Genomic DNA, 26,535 nt, shown 5'->3' on the forward strand with positions numbered 1-26,535 from the left:
CTCCGTGCCGGATTATTCTTCGTCACCAAACCAACAGATATTACGTGCAGCCATGATTAGCTCACCAGCACGTTCTTCTGTTAAGTCGTCGATACCTTCAAGATCATCTGTGCCTTGGTCAGCAAGATCTTCTAGGGTCACTACACCTTTGGCAGCTAGTTTGAACGCCATTTCGCGCTCTAAGCCTTCTAATGCTAATAGGTCATCAGCTGGGTGCAGGCCTTCAAACGACTCTTCTTGCGCAAGTGCAAGGGTGGTGAGTGCATCTTTAGCTCGACTACGTAGTTCTTCGACCAAATCTTCATCTAGACCGTTAATTTCCAAAAGCTCACTCATTGGCACGTATGCCACTTCTTCAAGAGTTGAGAAGCCTTCTTCTACCAACATTTCTGCGAAATCTTGTTCAAGGTCTAGGTGCTTCATGAAGCTTTCAATAGCTTCAGTTGATTCTGCTTCGTGTTTCTTCTGTAGGTCTTCTACAGTCATTACGTTCAGTTCCCAACCAGTAAGTTGTGATGCCAAACGTACGTTTTGACCACTACGGCCAATTGCTTGCGCTAGGTTATCAGCTTCAACAGCGATATCCATTGAGTGCGTGTCTTCATCTACGATGATTGACGCTACATCAGCAGGAGCCATTGCGTTGATAACGAACTGTGCTGGGTTGTCATCCCAAAGGATGATATCGATACGCTCATTGCCTAACTCACCAGATACAGCCTGTACGCGTGCTCCACGCATACCTACACATGCACCTACTGGGTCGATACGGCGATCGTTAGTTTTAACTGCGATCTTCGCACGAGAACCTGGATCACGAGCTGCTGCTTTAAGCTCAATGATGTCTTCTGCAATTTCAGGCACTTCGATACGGAATAGCTCAGTTAGCATTTCAGGCTTAGAGCGAGTAATGAATAGCTGGAAGCCACGCGCTTCTGGACGTACAGAATAAAGAAGACCACGTACACGGTCGCCTGGACGGAAGTTTTCACGAGGTAGCTGGTCATCACGAAGGATAACGGCTTCAGCGTTGTTACCAAGGTCTAGAACAACCGTTTCACGGTTTACTTTCTTAACAACACCAGTGATTAGCTCACCTTCGTTATCAATAAACTGCTCAACGATTTGCTCACGCTCTGCTTCACGTACTTTTTGTACGATAACTTGCTTCGCTGTTTGCACCGTAATACGGTCAAATTTAACCGAATCGATTTCGTCTTCAACAAAATCACCTAAACCCAGTGTTTCATCATCGAACTGTGCCGCTTCGATTGACATTTCCAATGTTGGATTTTCAACTTCAGCAACCACTTCCCAGCGACGGAAAGTTTCGAAGTTACCGCTCTTGCGATCGATCTCAACACGTACTTCGATTTCCATCTCGTACTTTTTCTTTGTCGCAGTTGAAAGCGCGATTTCTAGCGCCTCAAAAATACGCTCGCGAGGAACGGCTTTCTCATTTGAAACCGCTTCTACTACAGCTAGAATTTCTTTATTCATTCTTATAGCCTCTTTAAATAGACTTAAAACTTAGGGATCAGATTGGCTTTAGATATGTTGCTCAGAGCAAACTCATTATCTTGGTTGTCGGTTTCAACAGTGATGAGTTCACCATCAACACCCTTGATAACGCCCTTCCACTTGCGGCGATTTCCAACACCCATCTTCAACACAATGCTGACCTCTTGGCCTACAAACTGTTCATAGTGTGCGGCTTTGAAAAGCGGTCGTTCAAGTCCTGGTGAAGACACTTCAAGGTTATAAGCAACAGAAATAGGATCTTCTACATCCATTACTGCACTAACCTGATGGCTTACTTCAGCACAATCGTCAACATTAATACCGTTTTCGCTATCGATATAAATGCGTAATGTCGAATATTCGCCCGCGCGAATAAACTCAAGTCCAACTAACTCATAACCTAATGCCTCTACAGGCGCTTCAAGCATCTCAGTTAGTTGTCTTTCTAAACCAGTCATTGTTCAACCACTCCAGAAACAAAAAAAGGGCATAAAGCCCATTTCATTTACCAAGCACACATCCACAGTGATAAACCGCAGATAACAAAAAACCCCGATAGTCGGGGTTTTATGCTGCTGGACCCTGATATCACTAAGCTAAAAGAAGCTTAGCTCATAACCGAAAAAATTCAGTTATGATGTTTGAAAATTCAGACTCAACTAAAAATGGTTGCGGGGGCCGGATTTGAACCGACGACCTTCGGGTTATGAGCCCGACGAGCTACCAAGCTGCTCCACCCCGCGTCCGACTACTAAGCATTATATGCTTAATAGATTGCTTTTCAAACAATATATGGTGCCGAGAGAGGGACTCGAACCCTCACACCAAAGGCACCAGCACCTCATGCTGGCGTGTCTACCAATTTCACCATCTCGGCAATAAGCATTTCAGCTTACTGAGGAATATCCGCGCCTTTTTCGGCTGGAATTTCACTCACTGCGTCGTCTGTTTTTTGAATAGTTTGACCAGCTGTTGGGTCAACCCACTGAGACTCGGTTTTATGCGTAGACATATTACCAAGAAACAAACAAACAACGATGAAGACTGTTGCACAAACTGCAGTCATTCGGGTTAAAAAGTTACTAGAGCCGCCTGCGCCAAATACTGTATTTGATGCGCCTGCACCGAACGAGGCTCCCATATCTGCGCCTTTACCTTGTTGAATCAGAACTAGGCCAATCACACCAAGCGCAGCCAACAGGTAAATCACAAGTAGAGTTTCAAACATCTTTCCACCTATGTTCCAAATTGTTGAGCCAGCGCGTCATAATCGTGATTTAAATTAGATTACAACAAAGCTAGCGCGCCCCTTTATAGGGCGGACGCAATACTAGCGAAACCTTGTAGCGGTGACAAGTAAAATATACTGCCACCACCATCAAGTGCTCACTTATCGAGCACCCAATCAAAGGTTATTACTTCTCAGCAGAATCAGCTGAGTCGCGTTTACCGCTAATAAAGCCATCAAGAATAACCATGCCGGCACCAATACAAATAGCGCTATCAGCAAGGTTGAAAGCAGGCCAGTGATACGTTCCCACGAAGAAATCGAGGTAATCAACCACAAAGCCGTGCACTATACGGTCAAAGACATTACCTAGAGCGCCACCAATGATCAGTGAATACGCAATGTTATTCCACTTTTCAGTTTGAGGTAGTTTTCGCATCCAGAACATCAACATTCCGCATACGGCAATGGCGATGCCAGTAAATAACCAGCGTTGCCAACCACCTTGGTCGCCAAGGAAGCTAAATGCAGCACCGTAGTTGTGCACATAAAGCAGGTTGAAAAAGGGCAATACCTCAATGCGGTTCGCCCAGCCATATCCCATGGTGTCCATAACCACTAACTTTATTGCTATATCAGCAACAAAGATCAGAGCCGCCAGCCAAAGCCAGCGTAACCCTGTCTGCTTTAGTAAGTTCATATTAGGCAAACTTACGAACCTCGCCTTCGCCTTCTACGTTTGACACACAGCGACCACAGATAGTCTCATGGCCTTCGATCGTGCCTACATCTGCAGTGTGGTGCCAACAACGGTCGCACTTCTCAAGCTCAGTCGCGTTCACTTGAACAAACAAACCTTCAATTTCAGTTTGCTGAGCCGTGTCAGATTTCTCTGATACTGGAGCTACATCAGCGCGAGACGTCAACAGAACAAAACGAAGTTCATCACCAAGCTTGTTTAACTTGCTAGCCAGTGCGTCGTCTGCGAACAGAGTGACTTCAGCCTGAAGTGAACCACCGATCAGTTTTTCTTTACGCGCGTCTTCAAGAAGCTTGTTCACAGAAGCACGAACTTGTTGTACGTCACTCCAAAACTCATTGTTCAGCTCTTCGCCTTCCGCTAAGCCGAATAGACCGTCGAACCACTCACCAGTGAATACGAACTTATCGCGCTCACCTGGCATTTCGTTCCAGATCTCATCTGCAGTGAACGACATGATTGGCGCCATCCAACGAACGAGCCCTTCAACGATGTAGTAAAGTGCAGTTTGACAGCTGCGTTGAGCATGACTGCCCTGCTTCGCTGTGTACTGACGGTCTTTAATTACGTCTAGGTAGAAAGAACCCATCTCGATAGAACAGAACTGCATCAAACGCTGGGTTACTGCGTGTGTATTGTATTCTTCGTAAGCCTTAACAATTTCTTGTTGTGCTGCTTGTGCACGACCTACTGCCCAGCGATCTAGCGCAACCATCTCTTCTGCAGGAACAAGGTCCGTTGCAGGGTTGAAGCCACTTAGGTTCGCAAGGAAGAAACGCGCGGTGTTACGGATACGACGGTATGCATCAGCACTGCGTTTCAGGATTTCATCAGAAACCGCAACTTCACCCGTGTAATCTGTAGAAGATACCCATAGACGAAGAATGTCTGCGCCCAGCTTGTTAGTCACATCTTTAGGCGCAACCACGTTACCCACTGATTTAGACATCTTACGGCCTTGGCCATCAACCACAAAGCCATGCGTCAATACTTGCTTGTACGGTGCTTCACCCTTCATTGCAATAGAAGAGATCAATGATGATTGGAACCAGCCACGGTGTTGGTCTGAGCCTTCAAGGTAGAGATCTGCACCTGCACCGTTAAACTCTTCACGAGCATCAACGACAGAGTAGTGAGTCACACCTGAATCAAACCATACATCTAGAGTATCTAGAGTCTTCTCGTAGTTTGCTGCGTCTTCTTCACCAAGAAGTTCTGCTGCGTCTACATCCCACCAAGCTTGAATGCCTTTTTGCTCAACAAGTTGAGCGACTTTCTCGATAAGCTGTTGAGTGTCTGGATGAAGCTCAGAAGTCTCTTTATGTACAAACAAGGTGATTGGTACACCCCAAGTACGCTGACGAGAGATACACCACTCTGGGCGGCCTTCAACCATACCTTCAATGCGGCTTTGACCCCACTCAGGCATCCACTGAACGCCCTTGATAGCTTCAAGTGCATTTGTACGCAACCCAGCTTGATCCATAGAGACAAACCATTGTGGCGTAGCACGGAAGATGATTGGCGTTTTGTGGCGCCAGCAGTGTGGGTAGCTGTGCTCATAAGCATGGTGATGTAGCAGAGCACCTTTCTCTTTAAGTACTTCTAGTACAGAGTTGTTTGCTTTAAACACGTGCTGACCCGCAAACAGTTCAGTATCTGGAAGATACACACCATTTGAACCCACAGGGTTAGCCACTTCTAGGTTGTAATGTTGGCCAACCACGAAATCTTCTTGACCGTGACCTGGTGCAGTATGAACGATACCTGTACCTGAATCTGTTGTTACGTGCTCACCAAGGATCGCTGGAACAGTAAAGTCATAGAACGGATGTTGGAATTTCAACAGTTCAAGATCAGCACCTTTAGCAAAGCCAAGGTTATGGAAGTGCTCGATACCCGCACGATCCATCACATCTTTTGCAAGATCAGAAGCAAGAATCAAGCGCTGAGGGTTTTCACCTTCTACTTGAACTAACACGTACTCAAGATCGTCACGCATACATACAGCGCGGTTAGCAGGAAGAGTCCAAGGCGTCGTTGTCCAGATAACAACTGAGATATCACCTTCGCCTTCATGGCCATCCGCTAGAGAGAATTTGCTCAATACTGCTTTTTCATCAGCCGCCGCAAATTTCACATCGATTGACGGAGAAACCTTGTCTTTGTATTCCACTTCCGCTTCTGCAAGAGCTGAACCACAGTCCGTACACCAGTGAACTGGCTTAAAGCCTTTCAGTAGGTGACCGTTGTCTGCGATTTTGCCTAGAGCGCGAATGATGTTGGCTTCAGTACCGAAGTCCATAGTGCGATATGGCTTATCCCACTCACCCATGATACCTAGACGCTTGAAGCTTTCTTTCTGACCTTCAACCTGACCAGCAGCGTACTTACGACACTCTTCACGGAATTCAGCCGCAGAGATCTTATGCCCTGGCTTGCCTTTTTTCTTCTCAACCATTAATTCGATTGGAAGACCGTGACAATCCCAGCCTGGGATATAAGGTGCATCGTAACCAGAAAGAGTCTTTGATTTAATAATAATGTCTTTAAGAATCTTATTTAGCGCGTGACCAATGTGGATGTCACCGTTTGCGTATGGAGGGCCATCATGCAAAACAAAAGGCTTATTGCCTTTTTTAGCTTCACGGATAGCACCGTAAAGATCTTCTTTATACCAACGCTTAAGCATCTCTGGTTCACGATTCGCCAGATTACCGCGCATTGGAAACCCTGTTTCTGGGAGGTTCAGGGTATCTTTATAGTCAGTCATCGATTCTTAGTTCCGTAATATTGGGCGAAGTTAGACATTATGGCGAACGCCTATTTAATGCAGTGCAAATGGTATTGCAAAGCCTCAAATATCGTCAGCGCCTGTGCTGAAGCAACCACACCCGAGCAGCTTCTGCATCTAATTCAATTTGTGTTTTAAGTGCCTCGAACGAAGGGAATTTCACTTCTTCGCGCAACTTGTGTAAAAGGCAGACCTCTAATTGTCTGCCGTATAAATCTTCTGAAAAATCAAAAAAGTGTACTTCTAGTTGCTGTCGTACACCGTTTACTGTTGGTCGTTGGCCAACATTAGCCACGCCACCAACCATTCGACCGTCTATGCTGGTTTCCACCACATACACGCCAGAGACGGGAGACACAGTTCGCTTTAATGGGATATTCGCAGTAGGAAAACCTATGGTTCTTCCTAGCTTTCGTCCGTGTGATACACGCCCACTAATGCTGTAGTGTCTTCCTAGCATGGATTTGGCTTGTGCCAGTTCGTCATTGGCTAACGCCTGACGAATTGCTGTGCTGCTGACTCTTTCTGTATTTAGACAGAAACTTTCAGTGCTCACAACCTCAAATCCATACTCTTTTCCTGCTTGTTGAAGCATAGAAAAGTCACCTTGACGTTTACGTCCAAAGCGAAAATCATCACCGACAACGAGAAATTTCACACCAAGCTTTTCCACCAGCAACTCTTTAATAAACTGCTCTGGAGGAAGTCCGGCAAAGCGCTTACTAAAGTTCACACACAGCAATCGCTCTAGGTTCAATTTACTGAGTTGCACGTATTTATCACGCAACCGAGTCAGCCTAGCTGGCGCCTTACTTTGCAGGAATAGCTCTAAAGGCTGCGGTTCAAACGTCATCACCACAGCGGGAAGACCAAGAACTTCAGCTTTTTGTTGTACCTGCTTCAAGACCGTTTGATGCCCTAAGTGGACACCATCAAAGTTACCTATGGTCAAGACACACCCCTGATGCTCAGAGCGTATGTTGTGGCTACCTCGGATAAGATGCATGTAACGTGTTAAAACCTAACCTTCTCAGTCGACATTGTGGGCCATACAGCCCTAAACTGGCGAATTATATACCGAAACCTGTAATAGATGCTAGCAACGAGAAGCGCTGATTTATTTTGACCTAAATTAAGCACTGGCTTTTAGGTGCTTAAATCGAACACCAAGCACTAATGCCGTTAATAAATACGCCACAGCACCAGTCCCTATCATCAAGGTTAACTCAAGAATTCTCTCAGTAAGAGACATGCTCAGCCAACTCTCTAGTGGCTTAAGTAGATATAAGATGGCGCCTACCATAGCGCTACCCGATATTCCAAGGCGCAATATAAAGCCAAGGGTTTGACGAGTTAAACGGTACACCTGAGCTTTGTGCAAGCCTCTATACAATAAGCCCATATTCACAAATGCCGACAAGGCCGTGGCCATTGCTAGGCCAACATAACCGTAATGCCAAGCAAAAATAATATTGAACACCATGTTAGACGTCATCGCGATAATGCCGTAGCGCACTGGCGTTTTCGTATCTTGGCGGGAGTAATAACCAGGCGCTAGTACCTTAATTAACATGAAGTTCAATAAGCCGGAGGCATAGGCCACTAATGAATAAGAAGACTGCTGCACCTCATGGACACCGAATTCTCCACGCATAAACAGTACCATTAGCATAGGTTTTGCCAATACGATCAAACCTAGCATGGCTGGCAATCCAAGCAGTAACACCATGCGCACACCCCAATCCATCGTTGAAGCAAAGCCTTCGCTTTGTGCATCGACGTGTTTTCGAGATAAGGCAGGCAAAATCACAGTTGCAATGGCAATACCGAACAAGCCTAAGGGAAATTCAAGAAGACGGTCAGAGTAATAGAGCCAGCTAATCGAGCCGGTTTGCAGAAAACTGGCAATGAAGGTGTCCAGCAGCAAGTTGATCTGACTGACAGAGACACCAAATAATGCAGGGATCATCAGGGTGCGAATTCTCACCACACCAGGGTCACGCCAGCCCCATTTAGGTTTAACCAGAACGCCTTCTTTAATAAGAAAAGGAAGTTGGAAGAAAAACTGCACCAAACCACCAAGGAAAACACCTATCGCCAATCCTATCTCTGGATTTTCGAGGCGTGGTGAGATCATGGTTGCCGATAGAATGATCATCACGTTCAGGAATACGGGAGTAAAAGAAGAAACCGCAAACTTGCCCAAGGTATTCAGTATTGACCCTGATAAGGCAACAAAGGTGATAAACCATAAATAAGGAAAGGTGATCTTCAGCATTAAGCTGGCCATCTCAAATTTTTCAGCCGATGGACCGCCATTTAGCCAATCTAGGAACCAGCCAGTACCAAAGATTGCCGTCACCACACCGGATCCTAAAACACCAACAACGGTGACAATGGAGACAATCACCCCGAGCGTTCCTGACACCTTAGCGATCAATTGCCTCGTTTCATTCATATCACCTTTGGAGTGATATTCAGTTAGCACGGGGACAAAGGCTTGTGAGAAAGCCCCTTCAGCAAACAATCGTCTTAAAAAGTTTGGGATCTTGTTGGCAAAGAAGAATACGTCTGCGCTTGCTCCTGCACCCATAAGGTTGGCAACCACAACGTCGCGAACTAACCCTAAAACACGAGAGACTAGAGTCATGGCACTGACAATAGCGCCCGACCGAAGAAGTCCTTTACTCACTTTTATTCCTTAATCAACTGATGCAACTAGCAATTAGCATGCTCCTAGCGAAGGCATAGCCTACCAGAAAGATACTCCAACTTATTGATATATACACTTAGGGGGAAGTATCTGAGGTTGAGTGTAGATCTAACCCCCAAATGCTGTTAAAATCCCCGCCATCTTAACCGTGTTAACCCGTCGAAACAAAATTACATTGTTTTAGATGAGTTTTCACACAAATCAATTGACTTTCGATTAGCAAACAGGCATTCTCCACGCCCTATATTGTTACCGAACAAGTTTTTGGGAGTTAGACCCTTGGCAAACAGTAAATCTGCTAAGAAGCGCGCTATCCAAGCTGAGAAACGTCGCCAGCACAATGCTAGCCGTCGTTCTATGATGCGCACTTACATGAAAAAAACTATCGCTGCTATTGAAGCTGGCGACAAAGAAGCTGCAACTGCTGAACTTAAAGCTGTTGCACCGATCCTAGATCGCGCTGCGACTAAAGGCCTTATTCATAAGAATAAAGCTGCACGTCATAAGGCACGCTTCGCTGCTGCAATCAAAGCTCTTTAATTAGAACTTCGATTCAGATAAAAAACCGGCTTCTGCCGGTTTTTTTGTATCTGTCGATCCTGTAACACGTCAAAAGGCGCCAGTTGCGCCCCTCACTACTCTTCTGAGCAATACATATCGTGCAGCAGATGAATCATGCGTTTCACCTCAGGACTACTTAGCGAGTAATAGACCGTTTGAGCCTCTTTGCGAGTTTCAACTAACCCGTCACCTCTAAGCCAAGCAAGATGTTGAGATAATGCTGACTGGCTAAGGTCGAGTTGTTGGCACAATTCTCCTACCGATAACTCCCTGTCATGCAACATGCACAAGATAAAAAGGCGTCTCTCGTTTGCCATTGCCTTAAGCAATGATATGGCTTGAGGAGAGTTTTTCTCCATTGCTTGCAAGTTCATAGCGTATCAATCATATCTCATAGTTCGATTACTGAATTAAGATTACCGTTGAGGCTGACAAAATTAAACCTCTGCTGGTGAAAATTAATGGAAAATATTAGAAAAATCAGCGTCACAGACACTTTTTACTGCTGGGTGCTGGATCATTCGTTCTGCAAAAATCACGTAATACTCTTCTTTTAAAGCATCTATTGACGAAATTCTATGAAAACCACCAGTGTCTTTTTTATAAGGATAACGAGTTGGAGCAACAAATACGGTATCAGGATGCGCCTCGGCAAATGCCTTCATTAAGGCAAAATCATCAAACTCGCCAAGAATGGTAGGTTGATACCCTTGTCTATCGCACCATTCTGTTATCTTGCGTCCCATTGACGTTCTAGAACCTGGAATCAATAGCTTGTATTGCTCTAAATTGGCTAAGAACTCTTTTTCATCAATCGGAGTCGCTGAGCAAAAGCTCATTTTGCACTCTCCTAGCTTTTTACTATAAAGGCCAGCATTTTGAGAGGAATCAATAGGGCAATCAGAAAGAATCATATCCAGCTTATGCTGAGACAGTTTCTCCAACAACAATTCGTGGGTGGACTCATAGCATCTAAGATGAATGTTACCATCAGATGGAATCGTCGTAGAAAGAATACGGCTAACTAAGCTTTTTGAGAGTGCATCCGCTACCCCAACCTCAAACAATAGATTGGCTCGCTGACTGTAGTTAACGATATCGAGCATTTCATAGCTCAAGTCATACATTCTATCGGCATACTTAAATACCAACTGCCCAAGCTCAGTAGGCTCTATGCTTCGGCCGTTGCGTTTAGTTAACTTGCCATTGAGGCGCTGCTCTAGTGCTTTGATCTGCCCTGTCACCGTTTGTGGCGTAAGAAATAGAGCATCGGCAGCTTTGGTTAAAGACCCTTGTTTGCAAACCATCCAGAAATAATAGAGATGATTATAATTTAAATGCGACATTTCCTCTCCTATACCAACCTTTAAAATTAAAGGTAAAGTGCATTAACCTTCGATATTACCGAAACCAAGTTAAAGTAAGATGACAGTTTTGTCACATTAATATTTGGACCAGATCAACATTTGACACTAAAGTTGCTCAAGGAGCGTCCAACAGCAAGGTTAGCAACAAAAGTTAAAACCTTAAAAATCAACACCTTAGCGAACTTAAAAACTTACGCAAACGTTTACTTACATTGGGTAAGAAAAAGGCGATTATTTATAAAACTGTAATATAACTGAAATATTAGTTATCTAAACTCGCCAACAGTTGATTAAAAGCCTAAAACGGGCCCGGAGATAACAAATGAACAACCAAGCATCCTCAGTTTCAGCAGTAACAGCAGGTAAAACCAGCTGGCTACGTTGGGCTAACTTGGCTTTCATGCTGTACCTACTTCTTGTTTCAGTTTCAATGGTTGGCAGTGGCTTTAAGATGGCCTCTGGCGAACATGCCAAAACACTTTTTGACTTTGCATCTCACCCAGTAGCAGGTTTGATGATCGGCCTTGTAGCAACGGCTCTTATTCAATCATCAAGTACAGTTACCTCTATTATTGTAGGCCTTGTAGCGGGCGGACTTCCGGTTCAAATCGCTATCCCTATGGTTATGGGTGCAAATATCGGTACCACGGTAACTAACACTCTAGTAAGCCTTGGTCACCTTCGCTGTAAAGAAGAGTTTAAACGTGCATTTGCAAGTGCGACCGTTCATGACTTCTTCAACTTGCTGGCGGTATTGATCTTCCTACCACTAGAGATGATGTTTGGCATCTTTGGCAAGCTTTCAGCTTGGCTAGTCGCTCCGCTAATGAGCACGGGTGACCTAGACATGGGTGGCTTTAACTTCATTAAGCCTCTGACAAAACCTCTAATTAGTGTGATTCAAGAACCGCTAACCGCCTTCGGTCCTGTCGTTGCCGGTGTGAGCATGATTATTTTGGGTATCGCTACCATCATCATCTCTATTACCATCATGGGTAAACTAATGAAGAGCCTGATGGTGGGTCGTGCACGTGAGATTTTGAAGAACGCTATTGGTCGCGGTCCTCTTCACGGTATCTTCTCTGGTTCTGTTGTAACGGTACTGGTTCAGTCCTCATCAACAACGACTAGCTTAATGGTTCCATTGGTAGGTTCTGGTGTTCTTAAGGTACGTGATGTGTATCCATTTACACTCGGTGCAAACATCGGTACCTGTATTACTGCGCTTCTTGCGGCAACAGCAGTAACTGGTGAGTTTGCAGCCTTTGCGCTTCAGATTGCTCTAGTGCACTTGTTGTTCAACGTAGCGGCAACCTTGTTCATCTTTGGTATTCCGTTCCTACGTGAACTGCCACTGAAGGGTGCTGATTGGATTTCAACAATGGCCATTAAGAACAAGAGCGTTGTTGCTGGATATCTAATTGCAGTATTCGTTGTTATGCCAGGTGCGATTATCGCGATGACGGCATAAACAACTAAAGAATTAAAAAACCTGCCGATTGGCAGGTTTTTTTTCGTCTGTAGACTTATACCAATCGTACTAAATAACTGATCACCCTAGCTAGTTAAAATACTCGATAACTGCGTTAGAATTTTTGATTGTAGAATAACTACTTATCGAAAAATGCTGCCTTGTTCTCGAGTATTTTTCCTTCGCTATTTTTGATCACTTACTTAGTGTGATTGGTATTATTCATTGTAATAGATGACCAATGCACCGCCTTTCAATGAGCTGCCATAGTTTAATGAAATACCTATACCCACGTTGTAGATCAATGATGAGTAGTCGCTAGTGTCCATCACCCAGCCAAAGCTATATTCAGCATAGTGAGTGGTATCCAAGGGCTCTCTTAAATTACCACCGACATCAATTCGACGTACTCTAAACAGCAAGTCTTGCTTGCGGCTTCCCCAAGGGTCTAGATGATACTTGTACTGTATGCCGTTCATGATACGCCAACCTTCAGTGGTCGCATTAGAGGTTCCAATGCTGCCGCCAAAGCTTCTGCCCCAAAAATAGTGATATTCGCTATTAAAGCGAACCTCTCCCGGACCGGTATCTTTGGTATAGATCAAGTCAGCTTGAGGCTCGGCTATCCAAATGTTCGACGAGCCATTAATCGCTGAATTAATACCTAGCTCTTCTATTGTTTCTGCAGCAGGGCTATTGGCGGTAAATTTATTCTTGTAGTGCATGAGATGAAGCCCAGTGCCTGCGAATAACTGCCACCCCTCTGATATCTGATAGCCCAGGGCATATTCGGCATAACCTGCTATTACGTGGTCTTCATTCTTATCGCTCTCCCAAGTAATACCTAAGTCTTCTAGTTGGTCATAGTCAATATCTCTCGTTAACCCCATATAGGCGGCCCTGAGCTTTAATCGATGTAGCCAAAGGCTTTCTTCATTAGAGAATAAAAAAGAGATAGGAAGAGAGGTCACCGCGATTTTCCGCTTGGTATCAATTACCTCTTGGCCACCAAAGTCAGGGTTATTGGTGCCAAAAATCTGGTTTGGGTCAAAGCTACCAAAACCAATGGTCAGCAGTTCACTGTCCGTCAACACCAAGGCCGTTGAGTAGATATCCGTAAGATACTGGTCAGGATCAATAAGGCTAGCAATGGCAGTATTGGAGAATCCCCATACCGCCATCATTAAGGCTGCACTACATCCATGTTTCATTTTAAAATTAACTCTATCCACTGAGTTCCGAGCATAAAAAAGGCTAATACCTAAATATTAGCCTCTTAAGCAATAGTTTTTAAAATTCAGTGAGATAAATTTAAATTATTTGTCTTTATACCGAAAATGGATAGCGAATCGCAGGGTGAGATTCGTAACCTTCCACTGAGAAATCATCTAAGGTCACCCAAGTTTCTAGGTCTTCTAAGCTCTTAATCTCAGGGTTAATGATAAATTTAGGTGCACTGAGTGGCTCTCGCTGCAACTGCACATCGCGCATCAACTCAAGTTGGTCTTCGTAAATATGCGCATTCACAATCTTATGATAAGCCACACCCGGCTTCTTACCGGTGATCTGCGCCATGATGGCCAAGAAGGCATACACTTGCACCATATTGAAGTTCAGCCCTAATGGGACATCACAAGAGCGCTGCGTGCTATTTAGGAACAAGGTATCGCCAAGCAAAGAGAAGTGATGGCTATACATACATGGACGCAAACAGCCCATGTGGAACTCACCTGGGTTGTAGAAGTTCAGGATCTCACCACGGTCATCAACACCTTTTGTAAGATCATCAACAATCTTACGTAGTTGGTCAATGTGTCCACCATCTGGCTTAGCCCACTGACGACCTTGAACGCCATAAACACGCCCCATGTCATCTTCACCCTTACGATACGGGTTGTTTAACCATGCGTCGTTGAGGTTCGAGTTTGCGTCCCAGGTTTTAGTGCCGAGTTGGCGGAACTGTTCTGCGTTGTCGTAACCACGGATGTATCCAAGCAGCTCAGCAACAGCCGCTTTCCAGAAGCTTTTGCGGGTCGTCACCAATGGGAAAGCGTTATTCGCTACGTCATAGGTTAAATCTGCATTGATAACAGTCAAACAACGCTTACCAGTGCGCTGGTTCTCAATCCAATGCCCTTCATCAACGATACGGCGACATAGGTCTAGATACTGCTTCATTACTTCTCCTTCGCCTTGTTCACTTCAAGGGACTTCTGGTTGAATTTGTATGCCCACCACATCATAGCGGCGCCAATTAGGATCATTGGAGTTGAAAGTATTTGCCCCATAGAGATCCAGTTACCAAACAGCCCTAGGTGAGCATCCGGCTCACGGAAGTACTCTACGATAAAGCGGAAAGAACCATAGCCAATCAAGAACAGCCCTGACACAGCGCCAGCCGGTCTAGGTTTACGAATAAAGAAGTTCAAGATAAAGAACAACACTATCCCTTCTAAAATCGCTTCATAAAGCTGAGAAGGGTGTCGTGGCAAATAGCCGCCCGATGGGAACATTACCGCCCATGGCACATCCGTTACTCTGCCCCACAGTTCGTCATTCATAAAGTTACCGATACGACCAACGCCCAATCCAAACGGGATAAGCGGTGCGATAAAGTCAGCCACATTGAAGAAGGTACGACCGTTGCGGTAGGCATAGAATGCCATCGCTGAGATCACACCGAGCAAGCCACCATGGAAAGACATTCCCCCTGTCCATACTTGGAACAGGTAAAACGGATTATCTAAAAACAGGTCGAAATGGTAGAACAATACATAACCAACACGCCCACCAACGACCACACCGAGAAACCCTAAGAACAGCATGTCGGACACTTGCTCTCGCGTCCAACCACTATTAGGTTGATCCGCGCGACGATTGGCTAGCCACATAGCAAATGCGAAGCCAAATAGGTACATCAGTCCATACCAGCGAATAGAAACTGGACCAATTTCTAGCAATATTGGGTCGATATGGGGAAAAGAGATAAATCCTTGATTCATAAAATCTTCTTAGAGCAAATCATTAAAAGAAAAGCATTCGTATCGCTATTATCAGCAGCAATACGGCAAAACATTTTTTCAGTACCTGGGTGGGTAATACCGAGGTTAACCTCACACCAAGCTTACTGGTTAGTACAGAGCTACAGGCAATCGCCAGCAAGGCTGGAAGGTACACATAGCCCACGCTATGGGCGGGCAAGTCTTTCGCCCCGACTCCATGCAGAATAAAACCAATCATTCCAGAAGCAGCAAGTAGTGCACCACAAAACGATGAGGTGCCAATCGCTTTGCGCATTTCTATGCCGTGACGGTTAAGAAATGGAACCATCAGAGAGCCACCTCCGATACCCGCTAGGCTTGAGATAGTACCGATCGTAGTTCCAGATATAAAGGTCTTTGTTGCGCTTGGTAAAGGTTTTACTTCCCTAGCATTCACCGAGATAAACATCTTGATGGATAAGAACAGGACAATACAACCAAAAACAGGGGGCAAATACTGGCTTGGTATAAATTCCGCCACAAAACTACCACCAAAGCCACCCAGTATCACACCTGGAATCAAGAATTTGACCACAAACATATCGACATTGTTCACTCGATAGTGATTAAGTGCCGATGAGCCAGAGGTAATGATGATGCAAGCTAAGGAAGTGGCCAGCGCCATTTGCATGGCAATATCCGCTGATACGCCGGACTTTGGCAGTAAAAATAACAATGCAGGAACGATAATAAGGCCACCGCCGATGCCTAGCAATCCTGCAAGCACGCCCACCAGCGCACCAATCATCACTAAGATGGCGATTAATTCGAATGTAATCATTAATGTTTTCCGGGCCGAACAAACCCGGCAAGGTCTCGTTTCTCTAGGTAGTCGAAGGCAAGCTTATGCACATCAGAGGCATACGCTTTAGTTATGGCTTGATTGGCAAGCGCCTCTAAATCATCAAGATTTGATTGCCTAATTACGTATTTTATATTGGCCACATTGGCTGAGTTCATACTAAGTTGTTTGAATCCCAAACCCAATAACAGTAAAACACCGATAGGGTCACCCGCTAACTCGCCACAGATTGAAACTGGGATCTTTGAGTATCGACAGGCATCGTGTATTTGTTTTAACGCCATCAATACCGAGGGGTGCACCACTTCATAGAGCTCTGAAACTTGGCTGTTGTTTCGATCCACGGCTAATAGATATTGAGTAAGGTCATTAGTCCCCACAGAGACAAAATCAATGCGCTTGGCAATCACCGGCAGTAGATAGATCATGGAAGGTACTTCAAGCATGATGCCCACTTTAGGCTTTTTCACTCGCGGATGAGTGAGCGCCACCTCATGATAAGCTTGAGCAATCAAAGAGAGTGCGGAGTCCAATTCAGGCACGCCGGAGATCATAGGTAAAAGGATCTTCAGTTCACTCTTTTGACCGACACTCGCTCTCATCATCGCTCGAACCTGAATCAAGAAGATATCAGGATGATCGAGAGTAAAGCGAATCCCCCTCCAGCCCAAGAATGGGTTTTCCTCTTCCATTGGGAAGTATGGTAGTGATTTATCCCCACCAATATCTAACGTCCTCATCACAACCGGTTTCCCCTGTGAGTACGCCAAAACTTTTCGATACGTCTCCACCTGCTCATCTTCGGAAGGGAAGGCCTGCTTAACGATAAAGGATATCTCGGTACGATAGAGTCCCACACCATCCACAACATCAAAGAATGAGTAGCTCGCGTCGCCGCCCAATCCAGCATTAAGCAAAATAGTGATAGGAACCTTATCCGAGGTTAGCGCTGGCTCACGCACCTCTGATTCAACCATAGAGCGAACTTCTTGCTCTTCAGCCAATAGCTTCTGATAGTCGCTCATCTCTTTGGCTGTAGGGTTTAGCAATACCTCACCGCTATAGCCATCTAAGATGATATGTCTATCATCTGCTTCGATACCTTTGAGGTTTGAACCAATGACCGACGGTATGCCCAAAGCGCGAGATAGGATTGCCGCGTGAGAGTTTACCCCACCTTGCAATGAAATCACCCCAAGGAGCTTATCTCTTGGTACTGATGCTAACAACGTCGTTGTGAGCTCGTTCACGACAAAGATAACCGGTTTCTCAAGTTTGATTTCTTTGGCTTGCGAATGATAGAGGAAATACAGCAACCTCTGACCTAGCTCCCTAACATCTTGAGAGCGCTCTTGAAGGTAAATATCATTCATACGGGCAAAGTGATTAGAGTAACGCTCTATCACCTGACGCAGAGCCCAATCAGCCGCGTCCCCTTTCTCTATCTGCTTAATCAGATCTCCACGAAGTTTGGGATCATTCAAAAGGTGAGTAAACAAATCAAAGATAGCTAAGGCATCTTTATTAAGGTCGCTATCGAGTTGCTTTCTAAGGCGTCTAAATTCGGTCAGAGCCGACTCTATCGCTACGAGAAGCCATTCCTTGTCTTTCTCGATATCAATAGCAGATGCGGGTGATACGTCTTTGAGCAAGGGCTCATCGTTACCACGCCAGATAGGTCCAATCGCAATCCCGTTACATGCTGAGAGACCAGTTACAGTGGAGCTTTTTCTCTCTTGTAGAAGCCAATTACCTTGCTGTTGCTCACTGGCAATAAGCACCGCTAACTGAGCGGAGAGAGTCACTAGAAAAGACTCTTCGGTATCACTGAATAATCGCGGCGTTTTCTGTTGGATGACCACCACACCAAGCATTCGCTTGCGGTGGACAATAGGCGTCGCTAAAAAGGCTTGATAGACGTCTTCGCCAAGCTGGGGGAAAAATTTAAAATCAGGGTGTAGAGAAGCTTTTGCAACGTTTAAGGGTTCTGCGGTTCTATGGACTAAGCCAACCAAACCCTCTTGAAAGCCTATATGCAGGCGCTCACCAGAAAAAGTCAGCCCCTTGGTTGCCATTAACTCAAGGCGCTGCTTTTGGTGATTAGAAAGGTAAATGGTGCAACATTCGCTATTTATCGCATCGCAGGTACGTTCAACAAACACCTCAAGTGCTTGATGTATATCTTCGACCCGAGATACGTGCTCAACTATATCCCTTAGCTGATTTAGCATTATTGCGCCTCACTACCCTTTGCGGTGTTTGCGTTTTCGGTTTTGCTTTCGATCTGTGAAAGGCATAGCAAAAGAAGCGAATTCTTTCATTGCTCTGCGGTAGACATCCCTTTTAAAAGAGACAACTTGTCTCACTGGGTACCAAAAACTTACCCAACGCCATCCATCAAATTCTGGAGTTGGCCCTCTTTGCATGTTCACCTGCGATTCATCACAGGTGAGTTGCAATAAGAACCATTTCTGTTTTTGCCCGATACAGACAGGTTTGGAGTCCCAACGTACCAATCTTTTTGGTAAGCGATAACGCAACCAATGACGACTAGTAGTGACAATTCTTACATCTTGTTTGGTTAATCCGACCTCTTCATACAATTCTCGGTACATCGCCTGTTCTGGCGTCTCACCGTCGTCGATTCCACCTTGTGGAAATTGCCATGAATGTTGTCCGTATCGTTTAGCCCAAAACACTTGACCGTGGTTGTTACATATTACGATTCCCACATTTAAGCGGTAACCATCGCCATCGATCACTGGCTAACCTCTACTGATAAATTTTATATGAGTCGATTTTTCCACAGATCCCCCAGTTGAGCAAATGCAACCGTAGTAAAAGTTGTCAAACTATGAAGTCAGGATGCTAACATTGGATAAATAGCGAGCAAATCTTACTTTATCAACAGAGTCACTTTGTTTAGTGCTATTTATTCACTATATCTGTGAGTAACTTTGTGAGAAAACTTGAGATAATTAATTTACGGACTAATTTTTGATCTCAATGAAAACTATAAAGGCATAACAACAAAATAATAAATCTTTAAATATCAACACTATAAACCAAAAATTGTATATAGATCACTCAGGGCATAATTGCTTAATATTTGATCCTTTAGGATCGTTCAAAATTCAACCATACATTCATTTATCCACACACTAAGCTTAGAGAGGCATACTTAAGTCAGCAAAACAAGCCTATAACGTGACATAAACCCCTGTTTATTTATACATAAGTATCAATTATTACAGTTATTATCACCCACCCTGTGGATAACCTTCATTTTGCACTCTAGTTGGCTTATAATTGCCCATTCCCCTATCATCAAAGATCTTTGATAAATAACGATCTTTTGCAAATGGAGATCAGCTGTGCAGACAACTCCCCCACAATCCGAGCGAGAACTGCTAGACAAAGCAGAATCCTTAGCTGGATATTCCTTTGCTGAATTAGCAGAAGAAGCGGGTATTGAGGTGCCAAAGGATCTTCGTCGCGATAAAGGCTGGGTAGGTCAACTTATCGAAGCTCACCTTGGTGCTGAAGCAGGAAGTAGACCTGAGCAAGATTTTGCTCACCTTGGTATCGAACTAAAAACAATCCCTCTTAGTCACTCAGGTAAACCTCTAGAGAGCACCTTTGTTTGTGTCGCACCCTTGACTGGAATTCATGGACTGACATGGCAGCAAAGTCATGTCAGGCAAAAACTCAGCAAGGTATTGTGGGTTCCGGTAGAAGGTGAGAGAGAATTACCCATTGCAGAGCGCCACGTCGGTTTTCCCAAATTATGGACACCATCTCATGAGCAAGAAACATTGCTGAGAGAGGATTGGGAGGAATTAATGGAGATGATCGCTACAGGAAGGATCCATGAGATCAGTGCAAGGCACGGTGAGGTCATGCAAATTCGCCCCAAAGCCGCCAATAGTCGAGCGCTGACTGATGCCTATGGTGCGAGTGGTAAGCAAATAAAGACCTTGCCTCGAGGTTTCTACCTACGAAGCCACTTTACCCACTCTATTTTGCTTGAAAGCCAATAGCTCGAATTTGCTGAGCGCTAATAACTCTTAAGAGATAACTCAATATCACAATATGGCTTGTCTTCTGGTGAGCCACATTCGTCATAAGCGTTATGCAGTCGCAAGTAAGCGCTATCTAATCCAAGCTTAATCAACTCTTCTTTGACGATCTCTAATGAAGCAAAAGACATTGGCTTATCGTCTTCACGTATCGGCTCAAGCTTGTGCTTAAATTCAACAGCAAGCTGATAAGTAGAAAGATCAGCACACCCGATAACGAAGACTTTTGGCACTTCCATATGCCTCTCGATATCAGCATGAATCCATTGGTCGAACTGATGTTTTTGCATGATACACCCCCACACTACTTTTTAGTAAAGACCACCAACTATAGAGGATCAACTAAATTGGGGATCTTTCTGAAAATTAGACTCATTTAGATATACGCAAGGGAGCAGAAAATGTGGCTATATCGTTATTTCTCTAATAATTTCTCGATCACTTCGGCCAATTGAGCAAAGGTTTCAGTTCGGGTACTGCTTGGCCTCCACACTAACCCTATATTGCGGTAGGCCTGACGACCTGGTGGATCGATAACACGCAGTGAATGGTTTGCCAGTAGCCCGTGATCAATCGCCATCTGAGGAATAAAGGTAGTGCCCAGACCATTGGCCACCATCTGTACTAAGGTATGTAAACTCGTTGCTGTAAATGGGTTTATCTTGCTCTTTTCAGTCAGATTACACGCTGAAACGGCATGATCGGTAAGGCAGTGCTCTTTTTCTAGTAAGAACACCGACTCATCAGGGAGATCCGAATAATGCAATGGAGTCTTTACGCTTCCCGCTTGAGATTCACTGATCACCATTCTAAATTGATCTCGCCCAACCACCTTGCTGGCAAAGTTACCGATATCCACAGGCAGGGCTAGCACTAATACATCCAATTGTCCGTCTTGCAAAGCCGTCAGCAGATTTGCGGTGGTGTCTTCTCTTAGTAATAAGGTTAAGTCGGGGAAGTTTTTGTTCACTTCATGAACCAGGCCACTTAAAAGAAACGGGGCGATAGTGGGGATAGCCCCAAGCCTCAATTGCCCCTGCATTGCACCGCCACACGCAAGTTGGCCAAGCTCCATCAAATCTTGACTCTTAGTGAGCAGTTCTCGTCCTTGTTTAACCACCATTTCACCGATATGGGTAAACACCAATGCACTCTTCTTATCTTTCTTCTCGTACAGTGAACAACCAAATTGCTCTTCGAGATTCTGAATCCCTTTGCTTAAAGTCGATTGGCTAACAAAACACAGCTGAGCGGCCTCACCAAAGTGACGCGTTTCATGCAAAGTGATCAGATAGTGGAGCTGTTTGAGACTGGGCCATTTATTCATATAAGTTTCAAAAATTACCGTCGGTTATCATTCGTTTTGTGCGCTGGTTAACAAGTTTTAAACATCGCTTTTTTCGATTGACTTAATCTATTTAATTCGCTTTTTTCAATAGTATATTGTGTATTATAGTTTGTCCCGTACAAACATGGACTAAGCCTGAAACACAGGCATCATTACATATTTTAGGAGTTCAAAATGGTATTAGTAGGCCGTCAAGCACCAGATTTCACAGCAGCAGCTGTACTAGGCAATGGTGAGATCGTTGATAACTTCAACTTTGCAGAATTCACTAAAGGCAAAACAGCGGTAGTTTTCTTCTACCCTCTAGACTTCACGTTCGTTTGCCCATCTGAATTGATCGCGTTCGACAACCGTTTCCAAGATTTCCAAGACAAAGGCGTTGAAGTAATCGGCGTTTCTATCGATTCTCAGTTCTCTCACAACGCATGGCGTAACACTGCTATCGAAGATGGCGGTATCGGTCCAGTTAAATACCCACTAGTTGCTGACGTTAAGCACGAAATCTGTAAAGCATACGATGTTGAGCACCCAGAAGCAGGCGTTGCTTTCCGTGGTTCTTTCCTAATCGATTCTGACGGTCTTGTACGTCACCAAGTAGTTAACGACCTTCCTCTAGGCCGTAACATCGACGAAATGCTACGCATGGTTGATGCACTGAACTTCCACGAGAAGAACGGTGAAGTTTGTCCAGCACAATGGGAAGAAGGCAAAGCAGGTATGGACGCATCTCCAAAAGGTGTTGCAGACTTCCTATCTGAGCACGCTTCAGACCTAAGCAAGTAATTCACTACTTGTAGCTAATTAACGTTAAGCAGGCCAATACATTGTATTGGCCTGCTTTTTATTGTCTGGTGATTAGATATAATCGTGAAAAATCACTCGGCCTATTCCTATGACCTATCAACTTGAAGTTTGTATCGACAATATAGAATCCCTACACACGGCGATTCGCGCTGGCGCAACACGTATCGAGCTTTGCTCTTCACTGGCTCTTGGTGGACTCACTCCCAGCTTTGGATTCATGAAGCAAGCTAAACAAGCCTCTTCCATCCCAATCTACGCAATGATAAGACCTAGACAAGGCGACTTCCTCTTCTCAGAAGAAGATCTCGACATCATGCTTGCCGATGTTCAGGCTGCGAAAGAGGCGAACTTAGATGGCATCGTCATTGGTGTTTTGACCACTGATGCCAAAGTAAATGTTTCTATGTGCAAAAAGCTCATCGACGCAGCATCAGGAATGGGGGTGACTTTTCATCGCGCAATCGATCAATGCCAAGATGTTGAGCAAGCCTTGGAAGACGTTATCTCCCTTGGATGCGAACGAATCCTGACGTCGGGACAAAAAAGCACAGCACAGGCAGGTATCGAAACACTGGCTAAGCTACATCAACAAGCGGCTGGGCGAATTCAAATTATGGCTGGGGCTGGCGTTAATGCTGGCAATGCGCAAGAGATTTTGAATAAGACAGGCATCAGCGAGCTGCACCTGTCAGGTAAAACCGTACGCGCAAGCAAGATGACGTGTATTCAAAACGAAGCGCAAATGGGAGCCAGTGACGTGGATGACTTCCAGATCCCTGTGACTGGATTTACTGCTATTCAGTCCGTGAAAAGCCTTTTCCAATAAGGGTTCCAGTAAGTTTTCTATGGAGTAAAGAGTAAGGAGGCTTACTCTTTATCTTTGTATTTGTAGATTTCTTTATCGTCAGAATGCCTAACGTCTTTACCCTTCACGCAGTAGATAATGTATTCACAGATATTCTGACAACGATCCCCAACGCGCTCGATAGCTCGGGCTGACCACATTACCTGCAAGATAGTTGGAATCATTTCCGTTTCATCCATCATATTTTGGGTGAGCTGACGAATGATATTCTGATACTCCTCATCCACTCTATCATCGATCTCATAGATGTTTGCCGCCGCGTCAATATCAAGGCGAGCAAAGGCATCGAGCACTTGATGAAGCATATCAATAGCCAATCGACAAAGAGGCTCAAGAGAATTTTGATAGCGAGGATCTGCGCTTTTGTTTTCCAAAGAGGTGCGAGCAAGTCGTGAAGCCACATCCCCAATGCGTTCGAGTTCAGTGATGGTCTTGATAATGGTCATGACCAACCTTAAATCACCGGCTGTCGGCTGACGCCTTGCGATGATCCTAGTGCACGCCTCATCGATAACGACTTCCATAGAGTTTACATTATGGTCTTCGGCCACTACCTTTTTCGCCAGCTCATAGTCTTGCTTAACCAGCGAGCGCAATGCATATGCCAATTGCTGCTCTACCAATCCTCCCATGGTGAGGACATGGCTTCGAATAGCCTCTAGCTCAACGTTATATTGCCCCGATATATGGCGACCAGTATGCATTTAGTTTACTTCTCCTTACCCTATTCGACCCGTTATGTAATCTTCAGTTTTCTTCTCTTTCGGTGATGTGAACACCGTATCTGTATCCGCGTATTCAACAATTCTTCCCATATGCACAAACGCCGTGTAATCACTGACTCTAGCGGCCTGTTGCATGTTATGGGTGACGATGACTACCGTGTATTTTGTTTTTAGATCATTGATCAGCTCTTCAATGGTCAGTGTAGAGATAGGATCCAATGAAGAAGTTGGCTCATCAAGCAGCAATACTTCAGGCTCAATGGCAATGGCTCTGGCAATGACCAACCTTTGCTGTTGACCCGCTGCAAGGTTCACTGCATTTTCATGGAGACGATTTTTCACTTCATCCCATAACCCTGCACCGCGCAGTGCTTGTTCACAACAATCATCAAGTACTCGACTGTTTTTAATGCCTTGTAAGCGAAGCCCAAAAACTACATTCTCGTAAATGGTTTTAGGAAATGGATTAGGTTTTTGAAAAACCATACCAATTCTTCGTCTTAACGCGGATACATCGACCTCTTCATCGTAGATATCCTTACCAAGTAATCGAATATTGCCTTCGACTTTGCACCCCTCTATCAGGTCGTTCATTCGATTGATAGAACGCATGATAGTCGACTTGCCACAGCCTGATGGCCCAATGAATGCCGTTACCTTACCTTTGGGAATTCGCATAGAGATATCATGTAATACCTGCTTTTGACGATAAAAAAGGTTGAGGTTTTCTATCTCTATCGCAGTTTTTCCTGCAGGCAGGTTAGCAACATCAAGAGGCTTCAATACATTTATTGTTGCAGGGCTAGAGTACATGCTCATCAAATCCTAAATTTCGGTAACTGTTGCGTAAAGAGTTTCGTATGCGAATCGCTATAAGGTTCAAGCCGATAATAACGGTAACAAGCAACATAGAAGTCGCATAGACCAATGACTTGGCGCTTTCTAAATTAGTGGTTTGAAATCCAGCATCATAGATATGGAAGCCAAGGTGCATAAACTTACGCTCTAAATGTATATAAGGAAATTGACCATCAATAGGCAGGTTAGGCGCAAGTTTCACCACCCCAACTAACATCAGTGGCGCCACTTCACCTGCCGCTCTCGCCACCGCTAAGATGAGTGCGGTCAGTACAGCAGGAAGCGCCATTGGCAATACCACTCTAAAAATGGTCTCAGATTTAGTCGCTCCAAGAGCAAACGCGCCATCTCTCACCGATTTGGGAATACGCGACAAGCCATCCTCAATGGTCACTACTACCACAGGCAGGGTTAACATGGCTAAAGTCAACGATGCCCATAGCAAGCCTGGTGTGCCAAAGGTGGGCGCAGGCAAATTGTCAGAGTAGAACAGATCATCGATGCTCCCCCCTAGGGTATACACAAAGAAGCCTAAGCCAAATACCCCATATACTATCGACGGAACACCAGCGAGGTTCTGTACTGTGATTCGAATCAATCGAGTCAGCCAATTATTCTGGGCATATTCATGCAAATATAACCCTGCAAGCACCCCCAGTGGCATCACAGCCACCGACATGAGCAAGACTAATAATATGGTGCCAAAAATAGCGGGGAACACGCCACCTTCAGAGTTGGACTCGCGAGGCTCGTCATACAAGAATAAGGCGCCTTGGTGAAACCAATGCCCCACTTTATCAAGCAAGGTCATCTGGTTTGGATACCAAGCATCTAAAATCAAAGAAAAGCTGATACTGTGAACATCGCCATTCATGTCCTTTACCACCAGCATACGCTGCTCTATTTGCTGGCGAATTTCTTCTATCTGCAGTTCCGCTTGAGTTCTATTGGCATTCAGCTGATCTTTGGTGGACACCAATTGCGAAATTCGTTGTTTATCGGTCGAGTTATCCGCTTGCAAGCGACGCAATGCCTGGTCTGCTCTTCGCAATCCATCACTTGCGGGCTCAACCTGAGCATCGACTATAGACTCAATCTTATCTCTCTCTCCTTGAGTAAGAGCCAGCAACTCTTTGATCTCTTTTGCAGAGCTAATCGGGTGTTTTTCACCTTGATCCTCAAAGGCTACGACGCGGCCAAAGAACTGACCGCCTCTTCTTCGCTCTACTACGAGTAAATCAGGTTCAGCAACAGGCTGTGACCAATCATGAGAAAACTCTGAGACAAAATCCCCCCCATAGATATCTCGGTTACCCACCTTAATCACCAGACGCTCAAGCTCGGGAAGAGTCTGAGTTTCTAGTTCACTTCGCAAAGTGCTAGGAATAGCTTGGCGTTGAGTTATGGATAATTGAGACCAGGGCACCTGCTGTGTTTGATAAATCTGGCCAATTAATGGCTGTTCCGAGTCGTTCTTCCACTCATAAACCGTTTGTGGCCAGAAGTGACTCATGCCCTTCCAGCCGATAAACAGCAGTACGGTCAGCATTGAAAGAATACTGATCGTCACTGCCATAGAAGTTAACCATATCCAAGGT

25 protein-coding genes and 2 tRNA genes are annotated in these 26,535 nt (G+C 44.9%); 5 read left to right on the forward strand and 22 right to left on the reverse strand.

Annotated elements, in window-relative coordinates:
• Positions 1-12: 12 nt before the first annotated feature.
• The 9 genes from nusA to murJ all read right to left on the reverse strand — a co-directional run bounded on the left by nusA (position 13) and on the right by murJ (position 8,995).
• Positions 13-1,500 (reverse strand): transcription termination factor NusA, encoded by a 1,488-nt coding sequence (gene nusA / locus OCU35_RS10650; protein WP_017242909.1) that lies wholly within the window; start codon positions 1,498-1,500, stop codon positions 13-15.
• A gap of 23 nt (positions 1,501-1,523) precedes the next feature.
• Positions 1,524-1,979 (reverse strand): ribosome maturation factor RimP, encoded by a 456-nt coding sequence (rimP, locus tag OCU35_RS10655; protein ID WP_017028906.1) that lies wholly within the window; start codon positions 1,977-1,979, stop codon positions 1,524-1,526.
• 208 nt (positions 1,980-2,187) lie between these two features.
• Positions 2,188-2,264: transfer RNA gene (locus OCU35_RS10660), tRNA-Met, on the reverse strand.
• Positions 2,265-2,314: 50 nt separating this feature from the next.
• Positions 2,315-2,398: transfer RNA gene (locus tag OCU35_RS10665), tRNA-Leu, on the reverse strand.
• Between the two features lie 15 nt (positions 2,399-2,413).
• Positions 2,414-2,749 carry a preprotein translocase subunit SecG gene (secG, locus tag OCU35_RS10670; RefSeq protein ID WP_017028907.1) on the reverse strand — a complete coding sequence of 112 codons (336 nt, stop codon included), beginning with the start codon at positions 2,747-2,749 and terminating at the stop codon, positions 2,414-2,416.
• A gap of 187 nt (positions 2,750-2,936) precedes the next feature.
• The gene (gene lspA, locus OCU35_RS10675) at positions 2,937-3,449 is read right to left on the reverse strand and encodes a signal peptidase II (protein ID WP_017028908.1); all 513 of its coding nucleotides are present in this window, start codon (positions 3,447-3,449) and stop codon (positions 2,937-2,939) included.
• Position 3,450: 1 nt separating this feature from the next.
• Complete coding sequence (gene ileS, locus OCU35_RS10680; protein WP_261825348.1) at positions 3,451-6,282, reverse strand: isoleucine--tRNA ligase; 2,832 nt, start codon at positions 6,280-6,282, stop codon at positions 3,451-3,453.
• Between the two features lie 94 nt (positions 6,283-6,376).
• Entirely contained in the window at positions 6,377-7,309 is a 933-nt protein-coding gene (ribF, locus tag OCU35_RS10685) for a bifunctional riboflavin kinase/FAD synthetase (RefSeq protein WP_017028910.1), read from the reverse strand.
• Positions 7,310-7,435: 126 nt separating this feature from the next.
• Positions 7,436-8,995, reverse strand: coding sequence for a murein biosynthesis integral membrane protein MurJ (gene murJ / locus OCU35_RS10690; protein WP_261825349.1), 1,560 nt, complete (start codon positions 8,993-8,995; stop codon positions 7,436-7,438).
• Between the two features lie 300 nt (positions 8,996-9,295).
• On the opposite strand from murJ, the gene rpsT reads away from it, so the two are divergent.
• Complete coding sequence (gene rpsT, locus OCU35_RS10695) at positions 9,296-9,556, forward strand: 30S ribosomal protein S20 (RefSeq protein WP_017028912.1); 261 nt, start codon at positions 9,296-9,298, stop codon at positions 9,554-9,556.
• Positions 9,557-9,651: 95 nt separating this feature from the next.
• Here rpsT and OCU35_RS10700 read toward each other — a convergent pair whose 3' ends face one another.
• Together OCU35_RS10700 and nhaR are read right to left on the reverse strand one after the other, a co-directional pair.
• The gene (locus OCU35_RS10700) at positions 9,652-9,951 is read right to left on the reverse strand and encodes an ArsR/SmtB family transcription factor (RefSeq protein WP_017028913.1); all 300 of its coding nucleotides are present in this window, start codon (positions 9,949-9,951) and stop codon (positions 9,652-9,654) included.
• An 84-nt stretch (positions 9,952-10,035) separates the two neighbouring features.
• Positions 10,036-10,923, reverse strand: coding sequence for a transcriptional activator NhaR (nhaR, locus tag OCU35_RS10705; protein WP_017028914.1), 888 nt, complete (start codon positions 10,921-10,923; stop codon positions 10,036-10,038).
• Positions 10,924-11,266: 343 nt separating this feature from the next.
• On the opposite strand from nhaR, the gene OCU35_RS10710 reads away from it, so the two are divergent.
• Complete coding sequence (locus OCU35_RS10710; protein WP_017028915.1) at positions 11,267-12,415, forward strand: Na/Pi symporter; 1,149 nt, start codon at positions 11,267-11,269, stop codon at positions 12,413-12,415.
• Between the two features lie 218 nt (positions 12,416-12,633).
• Here OCU35_RS10710 and OCU35_RS10715 read toward each other — a convergent pair whose 3' ends face one another.
• The 6 genes from OCU35_RS10715 to rppH all read right to left on the reverse strand — a co-directional run bounded on the left by OCU35_RS10715 (position 12,634) and on the right by rppH (position 19,020).
• Positions 12,634-13,626 carry a Solitary outer membrane autotransporter beta-barrel domain gene (locus tag OCU35_RS10715; protein WP_240698231.1) on the reverse strand — a complete coding sequence of 331 codons (993 nt, stop codon included), beginning with the start codon at positions 13,624-13,626 and terminating at the stop codon, positions 12,634-12,636.
• A 115-nt stretch (positions 13,627-13,741) separates the two neighbouring features.
• On the reverse strand, positions 13,742-14,593 hold the full coding sequence (locus OCU35_RS10720) for a thymidylate synthase (RefSeq protein WP_261825350.1): 852 nt from the start codon (positions 14,591-14,593) through the stop codon (positions 13,742-13,744).
• Positions 14,593-15,417, reverse strand: coding sequence for a prolipoprotein diacylglyceryl transferase (gene lgt, locus OCU35_RS10725; protein WP_065599009.1), 825 nt, complete (start codon positions 15,415-15,417; stop codon positions 14,593-14,595). Before lgt ends, OCU35_RS10720 begins: the two co-directional genes overlap by 1 nt.
• A 22-nt stretch (positions 15,418-15,439) precedes the next feature.
• Positions 15,440-16,234: a sulfite exporter TauE/SafE family protein gene (locus OCU35_RS10730; RefSeq protein ID WP_198590156.1), complete on the reverse strand. Its 795-nt coding sequence runs from the start codon at positions 16,232-16,234 to the stop codon at positions 15,440-15,442.
• 2 nt (positions 16,235-16,236) lie between these two features.
• Positions 16,237-18,489 carry a phosphoenolpyruvate--protein phosphotransferase gene (ptsP, locus tag OCU35_RS10735; RefSeq protein ID WP_261825351.1) on the reverse strand — a complete coding sequence of 751 codons (2,253 nt, stop codon included), beginning with the start codon at positions 18,487-18,489 and terminating at the stop codon, positions 16,237-16,239.
• 12 nt (positions 18,490-18,501) lie between these two features.
• Complete coding sequence (gene rppH, locus OCU35_RS10740; RefSeq protein WP_017028921.1) at positions 18,502-19,020, reverse strand: RNA pyrophosphohydrolase; 519 nt, start codon at positions 19,018-19,020, stop codon at positions 18,502-18,504.
• Between the two features lie 612 nt (positions 19,021-19,632).
• Between rppH and mutH the strand changes: the two genes are divergently transcribed.
• Positions 19,633-20,298 carry a DNA mismatch repair endonuclease MutH gene (gene mutH, locus OCU35_RS10745; RefSeq protein ID WP_017031249.1) on the forward strand — a complete coding sequence of 222 codons (666 nt, stop codon included), beginning with the start codon at positions 19,633-19,635 and terminating at the stop codon, positions 20,296-20,298.
• Between the two features lie 17 nt (positions 20,299-20,315).
• Here the strand turns inward: mutH and OCU35_RS10750 are convergent, their stop codons facing one another.
• Complete coding sequence (locus OCU35_RS10750) at positions 20,316-20,627, reverse strand: DUF6482 family protein (RefSeq protein ID WP_017031250.1); 312 nt, start codon at positions 20,625-20,627, stop codon at positions 20,316-20,318.
• Between the two features lie 125 nt (positions 20,628-20,752).
• Positions 20,753-21,664: a hydrogen peroxide-inducible genes activator gene (locus tag OCU35_RS10755; protein WP_017031251.1), complete on the reverse strand. Its 912-nt coding sequence runs from the start codon at positions 21,662-21,664 to the stop codon at positions 20,753-20,755.
• A 195-nt stretch (positions 21,665-21,859) separates the two neighbouring features.
• Between OCU35_RS10755 and OCU35_RS10760 the strand changes: the two genes are divergently transcribed.
• Together OCU35_RS10760 and OCU35_RS10765 are read left to right on the forward strand one after the other, a co-directional pair.
• A complete protein-coding gene (locus tag OCU35_RS10760) occupies positions 21,860-22,468 on the forward strand; it encodes a peroxiredoxin C (RefSeq protein ID WP_102501825.1) in 609 nt (202 codons plus the stop codon).
• A 109-nt stretch (positions 22,469-22,577) separates the two neighbouring features.
• Positions 22,578-23,315, forward strand: coding sequence for a copper homeostasis protein CutC (locus tag OCU35_RS10765; RefSeq protein WP_261825352.1), 738 nt, complete (start codon positions 22,578-22,580; stop codon positions 23,313-23,315).
• Between the two features lie 41 nt (positions 23,316-23,356).
• Here OCU35_RS10765 and phoU read toward each other — a convergent pair whose 3' ends face one another.
• Genes phoU through pstA form a run of 3 tightly spaced genes read right to left on the reverse strand, consistent with a single transcriptional unit; the run spans position 23,357 to position 26,513 of the window.
• A complete protein-coding gene (gene phoU / locus OCU35_RS10770) occupies positions 23,357-24,058 on the reverse strand; it encodes a phosphate signaling complex protein PhoU (protein ID WP_017028927.1) in 702 nt (233 codons plus the stop codon).
• Positions 24,059-24,073: 15 nt separating this feature from the next.
• On the reverse strand, positions 24,074-24,892 hold the full coding sequence (gene pstB / locus OCU35_RS10775; protein ID WP_017028928.1) for a phosphate ABC transporter ATP-binding protein PstB: 819 nt from the start codon (positions 24,890-24,892) through the stop codon (positions 24,074-24,076).
• Positions 24,882-26,513 (reverse strand): phosphate ABC transporter permease PstA, encoded by a 1,632-nt coding sequence (gene pstA, locus OCU35_RS10780; RefSeq protein WP_102454658.1) that lies wholly within the window; start codon positions 26,511-26,513, stop codon positions 24,882-24,884. Before pstA ends, pstB begins: the two co-directional genes overlap by 11 nt.
• Positions 26,514-26,535: the final 22 nt, after the last annotated feature.

Source organism: Vibrio breoganii (assembly GCF_024346795.1).
GTDB lineage: Bacteria > Pseudomonadota > Gammaproteobacteria > Enterobacterales > Vibrionaceae > Vibrio > Vibrio breoganii.